Annotated in this window: 14 protein-coding genes; all 14 read left to right on the forward strand. The window is 68.5% G+C overall.

Annotation, left to right across the window (positions count from 1 at the left end):
• Nucleotides 1-288: 288 nt before the first annotated feature.
• The 14 genes from nrfD (at nt 289) to V7Q31_RS10745 (ending at nt 14,679) form a co-directional block, all read left to right on the forward strand.
• A complete protein-coding gene (gene nrfD / locus V7Q31_RS10680; RefSeq protein WP_333833833.1) occupies nt 289-1,248 on the forward strand; it encodes an NrfD/PsrC family molybdoenzyme membrane anchor subunit in 960 nt (319 codons plus the stop codon).
• Nucleotides 1,249-1,258: 10 nt separating this feature from the next.
• The gene (locus V7Q31_RS10685) at nt 1,259-3,889 is read left to right on the forward strand and encodes a molybdopterin-dependent oxidoreductase (RefSeq protein ID WP_333833834.1); all 2,631 of its coding nucleotides are present in this window, start codon (nt 1,259-1,261) and stop codon (nt 3,887-3,889) included.
• 22 nt (nt 3,890-3,911) lie between these two features.
• Nucleotides 3,912-4,613 carry a 4Fe-4S dicluster domain-containing protein gene (locus V7Q31_RS10690; RefSeq protein ID WP_333833836.1) on the forward strand — a complete coding sequence of 234 codons (702 nt, stop codon included), beginning with the start codon at nt 3,912-3,914 and terminating at the stop codon, nt 4,611-4,613.
• Between the two features lie 153 nt (nt 4,614-4,766).
• The gene (locus V7Q31_RS10695; protein ID WP_333833838.1) at nt 4,767-5,072 is read left to right on the forward strand and encodes an ArsR/SmtB family transcription factor; all 306 of its coding nucleotides are present in this window, start codon (nt 4,767-4,769) and stop codon (nt 5,070-5,072) included.
• Entirely contained in the window at nt 5,069-6,124 is a 1,056-nt protein-coding gene (locus V7Q31_RS10700; protein WP_333833839.1) for a permease, read from the forward strand. The genes V7Q31_RS10695 and V7Q31_RS10700 overlap by 4 nt, the downstream gene beginning before the upstream one ends.
• Before the next feature lie 12 nt (nt 6,125-6,136).
• Nucleotides 6,137-6,370 carry a thioredoxin family protein gene (locus V7Q31_RS10705; RefSeq protein ID WP_333833841.1) on the forward strand — a complete coding sequence of 78 codons (234 nt, stop codon included), beginning with the start codon at nt 6,137-6,139 and terminating at the stop codon, nt 6,368-6,370.
• The gene (locus V7Q31_RS10710; protein ID WP_333833843.1) at nt 6,367-7,269 is read left to right on the forward strand and encodes an MBL fold metallo-hydrolase; all 903 of its coding nucleotides are present in this window, start codon (nt 6,367-6,369) and stop codon (nt 7,267-7,269) included. The genes V7Q31_RS10705 and V7Q31_RS10710 overlap by 4 nt, the downstream gene beginning before the upstream one ends.
• A 465-nt stretch (nt 7,270-7,734) precedes the next feature.
• A complete protein-coding gene (locus V7Q31_RS10715; RefSeq protein ID WP_333833868.1) occupies nt 7,735-9,216 on the forward strand; it encodes a SulP family inorganic anion transporter in 1,482 nt (493 codons plus the stop codon).
• 13 nt (nt 9,217-9,229) lie between these two features.
• Nucleotides 9,230-10,078: a universal stress protein gene (locus tag V7Q31_RS10720; protein ID WP_333833845.1), complete on the forward strand. Its 849-nt coding sequence runs from the start codon at nt 9,230-9,232 to the stop codon at nt 10,076-10,078.
• Between the two features lie 477 nt (nt 10,079-10,555).
• Entirely contained in the window at nt 10,556-11,572 is a 1,017-nt protein-coding gene (locus V7Q31_RS10725; protein ID WP_333833847.1) for a D-cysteine desulfhydrase, read from the forward strand.
• Nucleotides 11,573-11,604: 32 nt separating this feature from the next.
• Nucleotides 11,605-12,510 carry an amino acid ABC transporter substrate-binding protein gene (locus V7Q31_RS10730; RefSeq protein ID WP_333833848.1) on the forward strand — a complete coding sequence of 302 codons (906 nt, stop codon included), beginning with the start codon at nt 11,605-11,607 and terminating at the stop codon, nt 12,508-12,510.
• A 64-nt stretch (nt 12,511-12,574) separates the two neighbouring features.
• Complete coding sequence (locus tag V7Q31_RS10735; RefSeq protein WP_333833849.1) at nt 12,575-13,294, forward strand: amino acid ABC transporter permease; 720 nt, start codon at nt 12,575-12,577, stop codon at nt 13,292-13,294.
• 3 nt (nt 13,295-13,297) lie between these two features.
• Nucleotides 13,298-13,951: an amino acid ABC transporter permease gene (locus tag V7Q31_RS10740; RefSeq protein WP_333833850.1), complete on the forward strand. Its 654-nt coding sequence runs from the start codon at nt 13,298-13,300 to the stop codon at nt 13,949-13,951.
• Nucleotides 13,948-14,679 carry an amino acid ABC transporter ATP-binding protein gene (locus tag V7Q31_RS10745; protein WP_333833851.1) on the forward strand — a complete coding sequence of 244 codons (732 nt, stop codon included), beginning with the start codon at nt 13,948-13,950 and terminating at the stop codon, nt 14,677-14,679. Before V7Q31_RS10740 ends, V7Q31_RS10745 begins: the two co-directional genes overlap by 4 nt.
• The last annotated feature ends 7 nt before the right edge of the window (nt 14,680-14,686 follow it).

Here is a 14,686-nt window from a genome sequence, read left to right on the forward strand (position 1 = left end):
GGCCTGCCGCGAACGGCAACCCGAGCGTTTCGGTCATGATCAGGTAAGGCCCTCACGCCGAACGAAAACCTGAAATCGAATTCCGATATTCGGGTTCTCGCAATTGCAGCATCGAAAAAACCACAGGTTTTTCAAGTGCATTGGGCTTCCGGGTAAATTGATCGCGGTCAATCACGCGCCGGACATCCGAAACGGTTGTCGCGTCATCGCGCCGATCCGCCATCTGGCGAACGGCAAATGCCCGCCCTGCACATCGCGCCGGGCCGGCGGCGGAGATGGAGAGCCTTCATGGACCCGACAATCGTCTACAACACCCAGGTCGCCGCGCATGTGATCTGGGACTGGCGCGTCGCGCTCGACCTGTTTCTCGGAGGCGTCGGCGTCGGCGCCTTCCTGCTCGCCTACGCGCTCTGGCGCGGCGGCGACAAGCGCTATGCGGCGCTCGCCCAGACTGCCGCGGTCATCGCGCCCATCGCCGTGGCGGCGGGCCTCTCGCTGCTGTTCTGGAAGCTCGGCATGAAGGCGAACGTGCTGCAGATGGTGCTCAACGTCTCGCCCGCCTCGGTGATGTGGTGGGGCGGTTCGATCCAGGGGCTGTTCGTGGCGCTCGCGGCGTTGTTCGCGCTGAAACTGGTCTTCCCGAAGCCCGAACCGCTGGCCGCGGCCCCGATCGGCGTCGTCGGCGTCGTCGGCGCAGTCCTCGCGGTGATGGTCGGCGTCTATCACGGCCTGCTGCTGGCGACCGTCGCCTCGCATCCGATCTGGGCGAACGCCGCGGGCGTCGTCGGGTCGGTCCTGCTCTTCGTAATCACCGGCACTGCGGCCGCGCTGCTGGCGCACACGCTGCGCAAGGCGATGACGGGCATGCGCGCCGAGGAAGGCGACGCAGCGAGCTACGCCGCCGGCCTGAAGCCGGTCGGCTACGTCCTCGTCGGCGCCATCGCGCTGATGCTGGTGAACCTTCTCGCCTGGTACGTCTCGCTGCGTTTCGGCCCGCTTCCCGCCCGCGTGGCGCTGGCAGAGGGGATGGACGCCTATGGCGGTCTGATCGGCGGCGTCGGCGTCGTGCTCGGCCTGCTGGTTCCGCTTGGGCTCGCGATCTGGGCCATCGGCGCGATCCGCGAGGGCAAGAGCGTGGTTCCGGCCATGGCGCTCGCCAGCCTGCTGCTGCTCGTCGGCGGCTTCGCGATCCGCTTCTCCGTGGTTCTGGGCGGTCAGGCCCAGCCCCTGCTCCCGACCCTGTCCTGAGGATCGACCCATGACCAAGCACATCAAGACCCCGGGAACCGACATGGCGTGGGAGCCTTCGCGCCGCGGCTTCCTTCAGGGCGCGAGCCTCGTCGCCAGCGCCGCCGGCGCGGTCGCCCTCGGCGTCCCCGAAGAGGCGAAGGCGCAAGCCGCCCCCCAGTCGCTCGGCGAGTGGAAGTCGAGCACCTGCCAGGGCTGCACCTCGTGGTGCCCGGTTCAGGTGCGGGTGGTCGACGGCCGCGCCGTCGCCCTGCGCGGCAACCCGCACGCCAAGGCCAACCACGGCAAGATCTGCCCGCGCCCCCATCTGGCGCTCCAGCAGGTCTACGACCCCGACCGGGTGATGACGCCGCTCAAGCGCACCAACCCGAAGAAGGGCCGCACCGAGGACCCGAAATTCGTCCCGATCTCGTGGGACGAGGCGATGGGGACCGTCGCCGACAGGATGATGGAGCTGCGCAACGCCGGCGAGCCTGAGAAGTTCGTGCTGTTCCGCGGCCGCTACACCGGCCAGAACGCGCTGATGTACAACGACATGCCGAAGATCTTCGGCAGCCCGAACAACATCAGCCACTCCGCGATCTGCGCCGAGGGCGAGAAATTCGGGGCATTCTACACCGAAGGGCTCTGGGACTATCGCGACTACGACATCGGCTCGACGAACTACATGCTGTGCTGGGGCGCCGACCCGGTGTCCACGAACCGGCAGGTTCCGCACGCCATCAACTTCTGGGGCGCGATGCAGGACCGGGCGACCGTCGCGGTGATCGACCCGCGCCTGTCGGCGACGGCGGCCAAGGCGAACGAGTGGCTGCCGGTTATCCCCGGCGAGGACGCGGCGCTCGCAGTGGCGATGGCGCATGTGATCCTGACCGAAGGCAAGTGGAACAAGCGCTGGGTCGGCGACTTCATCGACGGCGAAAACCGCTTCAAGGTCGGCGAGACCGTGCCCGAGCAGGTCGCCCAGGCGCCCGCTTCGCCCGAGACGGCGACCGACGCGCAGCCCGAGATGGTTCCGATCTTCAACGAGATCCACACCCACGGCATCGTGAAGTGGTGGAACATCGAGCTGAAGGACCGCACGCCGGAATGGGCGGCGGAGCGGACCGGCATCCCCGCCGAGCAGATCCGGCGCGTGGCTCTGGGCTTTGCGGACGCGGCGCCCCGCTGCATCAGCTGGGTGTCCCCCGGCGCCTCGATGCAGGCGCGCGGCGGCTATGCTGCGCTGGCGGCGCATGCGCTCAACGGGCTCGTCGGCTCGACCGACGCGCGCGGCGGCACCATGGCGGCGCCGAAGAACGCCGGCACCCCGAGCGGCGACATCAAGCCCTATCAGGACGACCTCGCCGTCGCGCAGACCAAGCTGAAGAAGATCGACCAGCGCGGCACGCTCGCCCACCCCGTGCTGAATGGCGGCAAGAGCGGCGGCGGCGTTGTGACCAACGCGGCGGCCGACGGGATGCTCGCGAAGGACCCCTACGAGATCAAGGTCGTCATCGGTTACTGGTGCAACTTCAACTTCTCCTGCTCCGGCACGCATCGCTGGGACCAGGCGATGGCCGAATTGCCCTTCTTCGCCCATGTCACGACGCATATCGGCGAGATGACGATGTTCGCCGACATCGTGCTGCCGGCCTCGCACCAGATCTTCGAACGCTGGGGCTTCGTGAAGAACAAGCAGAACCTGCACAGCTACGTCTCGATCCAGCAGCCGATGGTCAAGAAGGTCGCCGACAGCAAGATCGACGAGACCGAGATCATGTGGCTGCTCGCCGAGAAGCTCGCCGAACGCGGCTTCGACAACCTGCTTCGCTACTACAAGGAGAGCTTCGCCGACCCCGAGACCGGCAAGCACCCCGAGACTCCGGAAGAATTCGCGGAGTTCAGCGTCAAGCAGATGACGCGCGAATGCTGGGACGCCACGCATGCGGACTACGGCAAGAACGGCGACGCGCTGCAAGGCTGGCAGGACTTCCTCGACAAGGGCGTCTGGAACTCGAAGCGCTACGAATACGATGCGCGCCTCGACAACTTCAAGACCGAGACGAAGAAGTTCGAGTTCTACAGCGAGACGCTGAAAAAGGCGCTCGCGGGCCATGCCGAGAAGCACAATGTCAGCATCGACGATGTGATGGAGGCGACCAACTACCTCGCGCGCGGCGAGCAGTGCTTCGTGCCCCACTTCGAACCGGCGCTGCGGCACGGCGACGAGGCGCAGTATCCGTTCATCTTCTTCGAGCACCGCTCGCGGCTCAACCGCGAAGGCCGCTCGCAGAACTGCACCTGGTATCAGGCCCACAAGAACTGCGATCCGGGCGACGAGAACTGGGACGACGTTCTGAAGATGAACCCGGTCGACGGCGCGCGGCTCGGCCTGAAGACCGGCGATCAGGTGAAGATCACCTCGACCACCGGCTCGATGACCGTGAACCTCAAGCTGTGGGAAGGCGTGCGGCCCGGCACGGTGACCAAGTGCTACGGCCAGGGCCACTGGGCGATGGGGCGCGTCGCCTCGAAGGAGTTCGGGCGGATCCCGCTCGGCGGCAACAACAACGACATCCTCTATCCCGAGTTCGAGCGTCTGAGCGGCTCGACGGCGCGCCATGGCGGTCCGTCGCGGGTGAAGATCGAGCGGGCCTGAGCCCCGAGAAAGGAGACACGCCATGTCCGCCAAGCGCTACGCCATGGTCATCGACCTGCACAAATGCGTGGGCTGCGCCGCCTGCGACATCGCCTGCAAGGCCGAGAACAACGTGCCCGTGGAGTTCCATTGGTCCAACCACATCACCGAGACCAGCGGGACGTTCCCGAACGTCAAGTACAAGTACATCCCGACGCTCTGCAATCACTGCGAAAACGCGCCCTGCGTGCAGAACTGCCCCACGACGGCGATGTACAAGAACGAGGACGGCCTCACCCTGCACAACGCCGACAAGTGCATCGGCTGCCGGCTGTGCCAGCTCTCCTGCCCCTACGGCGTGATCTGGTTCAACAAGGAAGAACCGCACAAGGTCTATGCGCAGGAAAGCGCGCCGATCGTGGCGGGCGGCGGCACCAGCACGGGCTTCCAGCTCGCGCAGATGCTCGACGCGCCGCTTCCCTATTACAATCCAGCCCGCGCCCAGACTTATGAGGGCGTGCGACCGCGGGGCGTGGTCGAGAAGTGCACCTTCTGCGACCACCGCCTCGCCGCCGGCGAGGACCCCGCCTGCGTCGTCGCCTGCCCTGCGGACGCGCGCATCTTCGGCGACATGAACGACCCCGAGAGCGGCCCCAGCAAGGCGCTGGCGCAGCACAAGCCCAAAGTGCTGCTGGCCGATCAGGGGACGAAGCCGCGCGTGTTCTACATCCGCGACTTCAGCTGATACGGACGACGAGAGACGGAAGATGGGGCCGGCGCGGAGACGCGCCGGCCCTTCGCGTTGCGGACCGCCGCGTCAGAGGCGCCGAAACGCCGCATTGCACATCGGATTGATGGGGTTTTACATGCATCATGACGCATATGCATGGAGGCGGATATGCCGCTGACCCCGATCCTCGCGGCGCTCGCCGATCCGACCCGGCTCGAGGCGATGCGCATCCTGCATGACGGCGGCGAGCATTGCGTGTGCGAGCTCATGGAGCGCCTCGGCGCCAGTCAGTCGCGCATGTCGCGCCACATGGGGACGCTGAAAGCGGCCGGTCTCGCGGTGGACAGGCGCGACGCGCAATGGGTGCGCTACCGGCTCAACCCCGATCTGACGCCCGAGCTGCGCGCGATGCTCGACGCGGTGATGGCGGCGGCGAAGGCCGCGCCATCGATCGAGGAAAGGAACGCGGCGTGAGCGTCCAGACAGTATTCGCCCCCCGCGCTTCGGCGCCCGACTGGCTGTGGCATGTGGGCGTCGCGGGATTTCTCGCGCTATGGTGGCTGGCCTATGGCCAACTCCTTCCGGTCTCGGAATGGGTCGTGGCGCTGACCTCGCTCGACCGCAACAGCCATTCCGGCGAGGCGCTGGCCTTCTTCGTCTACGACGTGCCGAAGGTGCTGCTGCTGCTGACGCTGGTGGTGTTCGTCACGGGCGTGCTGCGCAGCTGGTTCTCGCCGGAGAAGACCCGCGCGATGCTGGCGGGCCGGCGCGAGGCGCTGGGCTATCCGCTCGCGGCGACGCTGGGGGTGATGACGCCGTTCTGCTTGTGCTCGTCGGTGCCGCTGTTCATCGGCTTCGTCTCGGCGGGGGTTCCGCTGGGGGTGACGTTCTCGTTCCTGATCGCGGGGCCGATGGTCGGGCCGGTGGGGCTGGGGCTGCTGCTGGGGCTGGTCGGCTGGGAAGTGACGCTCGCCTATCTGGCGGTCGGCTTCACGATCGCCACGGTGGCGGGTTGGGCGATCGGGCGGATGAAGCTGGAAGGCTGGCTGCAGGACTGGGTGCGCGAACTGCACGCCGGTCCGCCGCCCGAGATCGCGCAGCGCGCGCTCACCATGGCCGACCGTTACCGCATCGGGCTGGAGCAGGTGCGCGAGATCGTCGGCAAGGTCTGGCCTTGGGTGGTCGGCGGCATCGCGGTCGGCGCGGCGATCCACGGCTACGTGCCGCATGAGTTGATGGCGCGGATCATGGGAAGCGAGGCGTGGTGGTCGGTGCCGGCGGCGGTGGGCGTCGGGGTTCCGATGTACACCAACACGGCGGGGATCATCCCGATCGTCGAGGCGCTGCTCGGCAAGGGCGCGGCGCTCGGCACGACGCTGGCGTTCATGATGAGCGTCATCGCTCTGTCTCTGCCCGAAATGGTGATCCTGCGGCAGGTGCTCACGCTGCGCCTGATCGGGGTGTTCGTCGGCGTGGTGGCGGCGGGCATCCTCGCGGTGGGCTTCCTGTTCAACGCGATCTTCTGAAGGAGCGAGACGATGAAGGACGTGAAGGTCTACGGCCCAGGCTGCGCGCGCTGCGAGAAGACCGCCGATATGGTCAGGGCGACCGCCGCGAAGCTCGGCGTTGCGGTTTCCGTCGAGAAAGTGACCGATGCGAGGTCGATCGCCATGGCCGGCGTGATGTCGACGCCGGGGATCAGCGTGGACGGCAAGCTGGTCCATGCCGGCGGCCTCCCGGACGCCGGCACGCTCGAAGGCTGGTTGTCGTGAGGATCGCGCTCGCCCTGCTGCTCGCCGCGGCCCCCTCGCTCGCCGCGGCGCTCGACATCCGGCAGGTGACCGACGGCGTCTGGGCGATCGTCGGCGAGAAGGAGCAGCGCAGCCCCGAAAACCTCGCCAACAACGCCACTTTCGGCCTTGTCGAGACCGACGAGGGCCTCGTGCTCGTCGATCCGGGCGGGTCGTGGAAGGGGGCCGAGGCGCTGCATGCGGCGGTCCGCTCGGTGAGCGACAAGTCGGTCGTCCTCGTCGTCAACACCGGCGGGCAGGACCATCGCTGGCTCGGCAACGGCTACTGGAAGGCGCAGGGCGCGCGCATCGTCGCGTCCGAGGCGGCGGTGGAGGACCATCGGACCCGCGGCGGGATGCAGATGACCATGCTCTCGCAGCTTCTGGGCGACGCGCTGGCGGGGACCGAGCCGGTCCATGCCGACGAGACCTTCGCCGAGGCGATCACGGTCGAGCTGGGGGGGCTGGCCTTCGAGATCGTCCATCCAGGCGCGGCCCACACGCCCGGCGACAGCTATGTCTGGGTGCCCGGGCGCGACACGGTCTTCACCGGCGACATCGTCTATGTCGAGCGCATCCTCGGCGTCGGCGAGCAGTCGTCGATCTCCGGCTGGCCCTCGGCCTTCGAGGCGATCGAAGCGCTCGACCCCGCCCATGTCGTGCCCGGCCATGGCGCCCCGACGACGCTCGCCCGCGCCCGCGCCGACACCTATGATTATCTGACCAACCTGCGTGCGCGGATCGCCGAACTGATCGAGGCGGGCGGCGACATCATGGCCGCGCCCGGCGTCGATCAGTCGGCCTTCGCCCATCTGGAGCAGTTCGAGGCCCTCGCCGGCCGCAACGCCCAGACCGCCTATCAGCAGATGGAATGGGAGTGACCGACGCGCCAGATCCAGTCATTCGATTGGTCTGCTCGGGTTTCTCCGGATCAGCGGCTGCGCCGTGAGTCGCCCTTCGGTCGGAGGTCGTGTCCCAGCGGGAGCCAGCCGCGCGCGAAGCCTCCGGCCCGGCGCAGCGCGCGGCCGGCGGCGCCGATGTGCGGCCATCGCCGGTCGACGGTCGAACTTCGGGTGGCCACACCCGGACCCTGACCCGCCGCCGCGCCCGCCCCGAAGCGCGGACTTGGACGCCTCGACCTACCGCGGCATCTCCGACCGCCGACCGACGCGTTTTTCGCGATGCGGCGAAAATGCGCCACCGCAGCACGTTTCCGCTTGGCCCCGTCCCCCGGCTGCGCCATAACGCCGCTATCCTACACAGCAAATGCGCACGCGCCCGGGGCCGCACATCGGCGGCGCTCCGGATCGGGCGCCCCCTGAGCGAAGGACGAGACAGTGCGGGCGATCGACTGGGCGCGGCTGCGCGACGAATGGTTCGGCAATGCGCGCAGCGACGTGGTCGCGGGGCTCGTCGTGGCGCTGGCGTTGATCCCCGAGGCCATCGCCTTCTCGATCATCGCGGGCGTCGATCCGAAAGTCGGCCTCTACGCCTCCTTCTGCATCGCGGTGGTGATCGCCTTCGCGGGCGGGCGGGCGGGGATGATCTCGGCGGCGACGGCGGCCACCGCCGTGCTGTTCATCACGCTGGTGAAGGAGCACGGGCTGCAATATCTGCTCGCCGCGACGATCCTCGCGGGCGTCCTCCAGATCGCGGCGGGCGCGCTCAAGCTCGGGCGGCTGATGCGCTTCGTCTCGCGCTCGGTGCTGACGGGCTTCGTCAACGCGCTGGCGATCCTCATCTTCATGGCGCAGCTGCCCGAGCTGATCGGGCAGCCCGTCCTCACCTGGGCGCTCGTCGCTGGCGGCATCGCGATCCTCTACCTGCTCCCTCTGGCGACCAAGGCGGTCCCCGCGCCGCTGGTGTGCATCCTCGCGATCACCGGACTGGTCATGTATTTCGGATGGGACGTGCGCACGGTGTCGGACATGGGCGCGCTGCCCGACGCGCTGCCGGCGTTCCTGCTCCCCGACATCCCGCTCACTTTCGAGACGCTCATGATCATCCTGCCGACCTCGGTCGCGGTCGCGGTCGTGGGCCTGCTGGAATCGCTGATGACGGCGTCCATCGTCGACGAACTCACCGACACCTCGTCGGACCGCAACCGCGAATGCGTCGGGCAGGGCGTCGCCAACATCGCGAGCGGGTTCATCGGCGGCATGGCCGGCTGCGCGATGATCGGGCAGTCGGTCATCAACGTGCAGTCGGGCGGGCGCGGGCGGCTCTCGACCTTCACCGCCGGGGCGCTGCTGCTGATCATGGTGGTGTTCCTCGGCGACTGGGTCGGGATCATCCCGATGGCGGCGCTGGTCGCGATCATGATCATGGTGTCGGTGGGCACGTTCTCCTGGTCGTCTCTGCGCAAGCTGCGCGAGCACCCGCTCAGCTCCAGCGTCGTGATGGTCGCGACGGTTGCGGGCGTGGTCGCCACCCACAACCTCGCCATCGGCGTGCTGATCGGGGTGCTGCTCTCTGGGGTGTTCTTCGCCGGCAAGATCGCGCAGATCTTCCGCGTGCGCTCGGAGCTGTCCGAGGACGGGCGGACGCGCGTCTATCGCGTCGAAGGGCAGCTCTTCTTCGCATCCGTTGAGGATTTCCTCGCCGCCTTCGACTTCCGCGAGGCGTTGGAGCGCGTCGTGATCGACGTCAGCGCGGCGCATGTCTGGGACATCTCGAGCGTCGCGGCGCTGGACATGGCGGTGCTGAAGTTCCGTCGCGAGGGCGCGGAGGTCGAACTTCGCGGCATGAACGCGGCGAGCGAGACGCTGGTGGACCGGCTGGCGCTGCACGACAAGCCGGGCGCGCTCGACAAGCTGATGGACCATTGAAGGAGGGACGGCGATGGGCAAGGTGCTCGCCTGCGTGGACGGCTCGGTCTACGCCGACAGCGTGATCGACCACGCGGCCTGGGCCGCGACGCGGCTGGAAGCGCCGGTGGAGCTCTTGCAGGTGCTCGGCCGGCGCGAGGCGGCGTCGTCGGACCGTTCGGGCCGGATCGTCGCGGGCGGGCGGCGCAAGCTGCTCGAACAGCTCGCCGCGCTCGACGCCGAGCGCGCCAAGCTCGCGCATGAGGAGGCCTGGCTCGCGCTCGGCGAAGGCAAGGCGCGGCTGGAGGCGGCGGGCGTGGGCTCCGTGACGGTCGCGCTGCGCCATGGCGACCTGCTGCCGACGCTCGACGAGCGCGAGGAGGACGCGGAGCTGGTGATCGTCGGCAAGCGCGGCGAGGCGGCGGATTTCGCGACGCTGCATCTGGGCTCCAACCTCGAGCGCATGGTGCGCAGCACGCGCCGCCCGATGCTGATCGCCGCACGCGCCTTCAAGCCGATCTCGCGCTTCCTCGTGGCCTTCGACGGCGGCCCCAGCGCGCTCAAGGCGGTGGACGCGATCTCGCGCTCGCCGCTCTTCGCCGGGCTCGGCGCGCTGCTGCTGACGGCGGGCGAGCCCACCTCCGCGACCCGCGCGGCGCTGGAGAAGGCCGAGGCGCAGCTGCGCGCGGGCGGCTTCGACGTCGAGGCGCGCGTCGCTCCGGGCCGCCCGGAGACGGTGATCGCCGAGACGGTCGAGCGCGAGGAATTCGGTCTGCTGGCGATGGGCGCCTACGGCCATTCCCAGCTGCGCGCGCTGGTCATCGGCAGCACCACCGCGGCGCTGATCCGCGCCTGCCGCGTGCCGATCGCCGTCTATCGTTGAGGCGCATCGGGCGGGACCCCATCGCTGAGGGGCTCTGCGCCTTTCCGGTCGGCGGCGTGCGCGGCGCATGTGGCGGCAAGCTGCTGGCCTGGCGGCTTCGGGCGACCGGGTCTCGGAGTTCGACGTCACCCCGGAGAGCGGGATCGACGTGCGCAGCCCCGAGGGCGCGCCTAGTGCGGCGGCCCTGTTTCGAGAGCGGTCGGCTGGAGATCGCGGGCGGCGGCGCCGAGCCGGAGGGGCGTTTCCGCGCGTTCCGCCGCGCCACCGCGCGCCGCGGCCCGGCGATCCGCCTCATCGCCTTCGCAAGGTCGACATGGAGCCGATCCGGCGCGCGGTCCCCGCGACCGCGCATCCCGGTTTGGCGGGGTCGCGCGACGGGGAATTGCAAGTTCCGCAAGTTGAGCGGCGGATTTGGCGTTTGCTCCCGGCGCGACGAGCCTCCAAGCTAGCCTGCAGGCGCATCAACGGGAGGACAAGATGCATCTGGCGCGGTTTCCGAGGATACGGCTCGCCCATCTGCCCACGCCGCTGGAGCCGCTCGAGCGCCTCAGCGCAGCACTCGGCGGCCCCGAGATCTGGATCAAGCGCGACGACTGCACCGGCCTGTCCACCGGCGGCAACAAGACCCGCAAGCTCGAATTCTTGATGGCCGAGGCGCGCGATCAGGGCGCCGACATCGTGATCACGCAGGGCGCCACCCAGTCGAACCACGCCCGCCAGACGGCGGCTTTCGCGGCGAAGCTCGGCGTGGACTGCCACATCCTGCTCGAGGACCGCACCGGCTCGAACGACCCCGCCTACACCGGCAGCGGCAACGTGTTCCTCGACTTCCTGCACGGCGCCACCGCCGAGAAGCGCCCGGGCGGCGGCGACATGAACGCCGAACTCGGCGTCGTGGCGGAGAAGCTGCGCGCCGAGGGGCGCAAGCCCTACGCGATCCCCGGCGGCGGCTCGAACCCCACCGGCGCGCTCGGCTACGTCGATGCGGCGCAGGAGCTGATGGCGCAGGCCGACGCGATGGGCCTCGCGATCGACCATCTGGTGCACGCCACAGGCAGCGCCGGCACGCAGGCCGGGTTGATCGTGGGGCTGAAGGGCGTCAACGCGCAGGTGCCGCTGCTCGGCATCGGGGTGCGCGCGCCGAAGCCCAAGCAGGAGGAGAACGTCTTCAACCTCGCCTGCGCGACCGCCGAGAAACTCGGCGTTCCGGGGATCGTGAAACGCGACGACGTGGTGGCGAACACCGATTACGTCGGCGGCGGCTACGGCGTGCCCACCCCCGGCATGGTCGAGGCGGTGGAGATGTTCGCCCGGCTCGAAGGCGTGCTGCTCGACCCGGTCTATTCCGGGAAGGGCGCGGCGGGGCTGATCGACCTCTGCCGCAAGGGTTATTTCCGCAAGGGCGAGCGCGTGGTGTTCCTGCACACGGGCGGCGCCGCGGGACTTTTCGGCTATGTTTCGACGTTCGACTACCCCCGACCCCGCGCGGCGTGACGCGGGAGAAACCGACAGGAGAGATCATCCAGATGAAACGCACCCTCGCAGCCCTTTGCGCCGCCCCTCTGCTCGGAGCCGCGCTCGCGGCGGTCGGCCTCGCGGCCCCCGCTTCGGCGCAGCTCACCGGCACGCTCGCCAAGATCGACGCGGCCAATGAAATCGTGATCGGCCATCGCGAGACCTCGATCCCCTTCGCCTGGATCGAGTCGGACGGCTCCGCGCCCAAGGGCTATTCCGTCGATCTGTGCCTGCGCATCGCCGATGCGGTGAAGGAGACGCTCGGCAAGCCCGATCTGGGCGTGCGCTTCGTCCCCGTCACGCCGCAGACCCGCATCCCGCTGCTGGCCAACGGCACCATCGACATCGAATGCGGCTCGACCACCAACAACCTCACCCGTCAGGAGCAGGTCTCCTATCTGCCGGTCACCTTCATCACCGGCACCAAGCTGCTGGTGAAGAAGGACAGCGGCATCACGACGATGGCCGACCTCGTCGGCAAGCGGATCGGGCTGGCGCAGGGCACCACCAATGAGCGCGTGATCAAGGCCGCCATCGAGGCGCAGGGCCTCGACGTCGACGTGCTCAACGTCAAGGACCACGCCGAGGGCTTCCTGTCGCTCGAGACCGATCGGGTGGACGCCTATTCGACCGACCACATCCTGCTCTACGGGCTGATCACCAAGGCGCGCAATCCGCAGGACTACGCCGTGGTCGGCGACTTCCTGTCCTACGACCCCTACGCGCTGATGGTGCGGCGCGACGACAGCGCCTTCCAGCTTCTGGGGACCAAGGTGCTGGCCGATCTGTTCCGCACCGGCGAGATCCGCGAGATCTACGCCAAGTGGTTCGAGCCCTTCCCGACCAACGCCGACGTCTCCGAGCCGCCGACCGAACTGCTGCAGGCGGCGTGGCGGCTGAACGCGCTGCCCCAGTAAGCGGAGCAGGAACCGGCGCACGGCCCGGCGCGCGACGCGCCGGGCCGCATTCGGGGCGGGGCCGATGCAATACAACTGGAACTGGGGTGTCCTCTGGCAGGAGCCCTATCTCGGCTGGTTGATCTCCGGCGTCGGCTGGACGCTCGCCGTCTCGCTCGCCGCATGGGTGATCGCCTTCGCGCTCGGCTCGGTGGTGGGCGTGGCGCGCACGCTGCCCAATCGCTGGATCGCGGGCGCCGCCACCGTCTATGTCGAGCTGTTCCGCAACATCCCGCTGCTGGTGCAGCTGTTCCTGTGGTATTTCGTCGTCCCCGAACTGCTGCCGGCGGAGTGGGGCCGCTGGGTCAAGCGCGACATGCCGCTGCCCGAATACACCACCGCCGTGGTGGGTCTGGGCTTCTACACCGCCTCGCGCGTGGCCGAGCAGGTGCGATCGGGCATCCAGTCGATCCCGCGCGGGCAGAGCATGGCGGGCTACGCCAGCGGCCTCAGCACCGCCCAGCTCTACCGCCACATCCTGCTGCCGGTCGCCTATCGGCTGATCGTGCCGCCGCTCACGTCGGAATTCCTGACGATCTTCAAGAACTCCTCGCTGGCTCTGACCATCGGCGTGCTGGAGCTGACGGCGCAGAGCCGCCAGATCACCGAATACACTTTCCAGGGCTTCGAGGCGTTCACGGCGGCGACCGTGATCTACGTCGTCATCACGCTGACGGTGACGGCGGGGATGACGCTGGTCGAGCGCCGGGCGCGGATGCCCGGCTTCATCGCCGGGGGGCGCTGAGCGATGGATTTCGACCTCGGCGTGATCGTCCAGTCCCTGCCCTTCCTGATGCAGGGGCTCGGCCTGTCGCTGCTGCTGACCGTGCTGGCGGCGGCGGGCGGCATCGTGATGGCGGTGTTTCTCGCGCTGATGCGGCTGTCGGGCTACCGGGCGCTGTCGCTGATCGCCGCCGCCTACATCAACTTCTTCCGCTCGATGCCGCTGATCCTCGTGATCTTCTGGTTCTTCTTCCTCGTGCCGCTGATGATCGGGCGGCCCGTGGGCGGGTTCTATTCGGCGCTGATCGCCTTCACCCTGTTCGAGGCCGCCTATTACGCCGAGATCGTGCGCGCCGGCATCCAGTCCGTGTCGCGCGGGCAGGTGGCGGCGGGCTATGCGACGGGGCTCGGCTACGGCCAGACCATGCGCTTCATCGTGCTGCCGCAGGCCTTCCGCAACATGACGCCCGTGCTGCTGACGCAGGCCATCGTGCTGTTTCAGGACACCAGCCTCGTCTTCGTCGTTTCGCTGCGCGATTTCATGACCGCCAGCACCATCGTCGCCCGCAACGAGGGCCGGCTGATCGAGATGTATCTGTTCGCGGCGGCGGTCTATTTCGTCATCTGCTTCGCCGGCTCGCTCTATGTCCGCCGCCTCCAGAGGAAATTCGCCCGATGATCGAGATGCGCGACGTCAGCAAGTGGTATGGCGACTTTCAGGTGCTGAAGAGCTGCTCGACGCGCGTCGCGCAGGGCGAGGTGGTGGTGGTGTGCGGGCCGTCCGGTTCCGGCAAGTCCACGCTGATCAAATGCGTGAACGGGCTGGAGCCCTTCCAGAAGGGCGCCATCGCGGTGGACGGCGTCTCGGTGGGCGACCGCAAGACCAACCTCACGAAGCTGCGCGCGCGCATCGGCATGGTGTTCCAGAATTTCGAGCTCTACCCGCACATGACGGTGGCGCGGAACATCCGGCTCGCGCAGGAGAAAGTGCTGGGCCGCTCGCCAGAGGAGGCGCAGGCCAAGGCGATGGCGCTGCTCGAGCGCGTCGGCCTGTCCGATCAGGCCGACAAGCACCCCGGCCAGCTGTCGGGCGGCCAGCAGCAGCGCGTCGCCATCGCCCGCGCGCTGGCGATGGACCCCATCGCCATGCTTTTCGACGAGCCGACTTCCGCGCTCGACCCCGAGATGATCAACGAAGTGCTGGAAGTGATGGTGGAGCTCGCGCAGGAGGGGATGACCATGATGGTCGTCACTCACGAGATGGGCTTCGCGCGCAAGGTGGCGCATCGGGTGGTGTTCATGGATGGCGGCGAGATCGTCGAGGACGCCGCCAAGGACGCGTTCTTCGGCGCGCCGCGCAGCGAGCGGGCGCAGAAGTTCCTCTCCAAGATCCTGCACCACATCTGAGGGGCCG

The organism is Rubrimonas sp. (assembly GCF_036788415.1).
GTDB lineage: Bacteria > Pseudomonadota > Alphaproteobacteria > Rhodobacterales > Rhodobacteraceae > Rubrimonas.